Source organism: Pelagicoccus sp. SDUM812003, assembly GCF_031127815.1.
Lineage (GTDB): Bacteria > Verrucomicrobiota > Verrucomicrobiia > Opitutales > Opitutaceae > Pelagicoccus.
The window spans coordinates 1-1,571 of the sequence record NZ_JARXHY010000058.1; the positions used below are offsets into that span (position 1 = coordinate 1).

The 1,571-nt window shown below is 58.5% G+C and carries 1 protein-coding gene and 1 tRNA gene; both read right to left on the bottom strand.

All coding sequences use genetic code 11. The features are described from left to right. Positions 1-111 precede the first annotated feature (111 nt). Positions 112-185 (bottom strand) — tRNA-Cys (locus QEH54_RS22755). 124 nt (positions 186-309) lie between these two features. Beyond that, a complete protein-coding gene (locus QEH54_RS22760; RefSeq protein WP_309021031.1) occupies positions 310-789 on the bottom strand; it encodes a cell wall hydrolase in 480 nt (159 codons plus the stop codon). Positions 790-1,571 lie beyond the last annotated feature (782 nt).

Genomic DNA, 1,571 nt, shown 5'->3' on the forward strand with positions numbered 1-1,571 from the left:
GCAGCGACACTCGAGCGACTTTATGAAGTCGCGAGACATCGAAGCGGTTTGCCGGTGAGAGTCAGGAAGCGTTTGGGCGCAAAAAAGCCGTTGTCTGTGAAACAACGGTTTTGGAGGCGTGGGCCGGAATCGAACCGGCGATAGAGCTTTTGCAGAGCTCGGCCTTACCACTTGGCTACCACGCCTTTCCTTGAAAGGACGGCCAGACTTGCGGATTCGTTTCGAGTTTCAAGTCGAAACTTCCGGAAAATGCGTCCTGCGGTGGGCGTGGGCCATGGGTCTGCGGTCGCTACCTGCAAAAGCCTGAGCTTAGAGCGCTCGGAAGAACAGGTGATCGCCGATGACGGCGGTCGCTCTCATGCGATGGCTCCAGCTCGGGAGCTGGTCGCGACGGGAGTAGTGGTCCGCTCCGTAGGTGTTGTCTGCCAGCGAGTCGGCGTACAACTGATCCACTATTCGTAGGGCGAGGCTCCAATTTAGGTCGCGAGAGGCGCGACGGACGTGGTTGGCGAAGCCACTCGAGCCGGTTTTTCCAGTCGACGCTTCGTTCAATGCGGTGAAGGCGTAAGGCGTTTTTACGATTTGGATGTAGCGGCTCTTGTCACGCTCCGCTCGATTGGCGATGACGGACGCCACGGCTTGCATGCCGTGTTCGCCTTGGTTTGACGCTTCCAAAACGAGGCACGCGGCCACGATTTGCCGCTCCCAGTCGCAGGGCTGGTAGGCTTCCGCGCGGACGACGCTGACGATTCCCATAAGGGCGAGTGCGAGGACGATGAGTCGTTTCATGGAGAATGGTAGGCAGCGGTGACGCTTCTTCGATTCGAACGATGGCGCCGAGTTCCCTTTCGATCTTTCTTTCGTTGGTTGGGGACCGTTCCGCTTAGCTTGCGGTCCAGGTCGAAGAAGAGGCGTTGGGAGGTTCGTTATCTTGGTGCGTTTCGAATGTTGGTTTGGGTCGCCAGCGAGTAGCGATGGCGAGCGATGAGTCGGATTGATCGGTTTGGCGGCGGGAGGTTAGCGCGGATCGCGGACGTTTTCCATTCGCAGGCGTCTCTTTTCGAGATTGTCAGCTTTTGCCGATCCTGCGGAGCCAATCCTCCATTTGAGAGTGGAGCTCAATACTTAGCTAGATTCGTTTGTGAAACGAAAAAGCTTAATTCGCGCCTACGTTTCGGCAGCTGTCGCTAGAGCTCGATCGCCGCGCCGATGGCGCTTCGTCAAACACGAGCGTTAGCGCGAGGCTTGACACCGTTCGATTTCCATTCCCTAGGCCTGCGGCGTTGGCGTAGTGGGGCGCTTCTCAGCGAAAGAACGGCTTTCCTACGAGATTCAATGGTCGGGGCGAGAGGATTGCTTCGGACCTTGTCCTCACCGCTTCGCGGCGCCGCCTGAAGGCATCGGCCATCTCCGCTCGCGCCGCTCGCTTCGTCGAACCTCTCGGTTCAAATCCTCTCGCATGAGACTTTGGCGTGGGGGGGGAGTCTTTCGCCGGGAACAGGTTGCTCGGCGAGATTCAATGGTCGGGGCGAGAGGATTGCTTCGGACCTTGTCCTCACCGCTTCGCGGCG

Excerpts from the sequence above, each read along its gene's own strand:
- QEH54_RS22760 (WP_309021031.1), bottom strand. The coding sequence starts at position 789 with ATGAAACGACTCATCGTCCTCGCACTCGCCCTTATGGGAATCGTCAGC.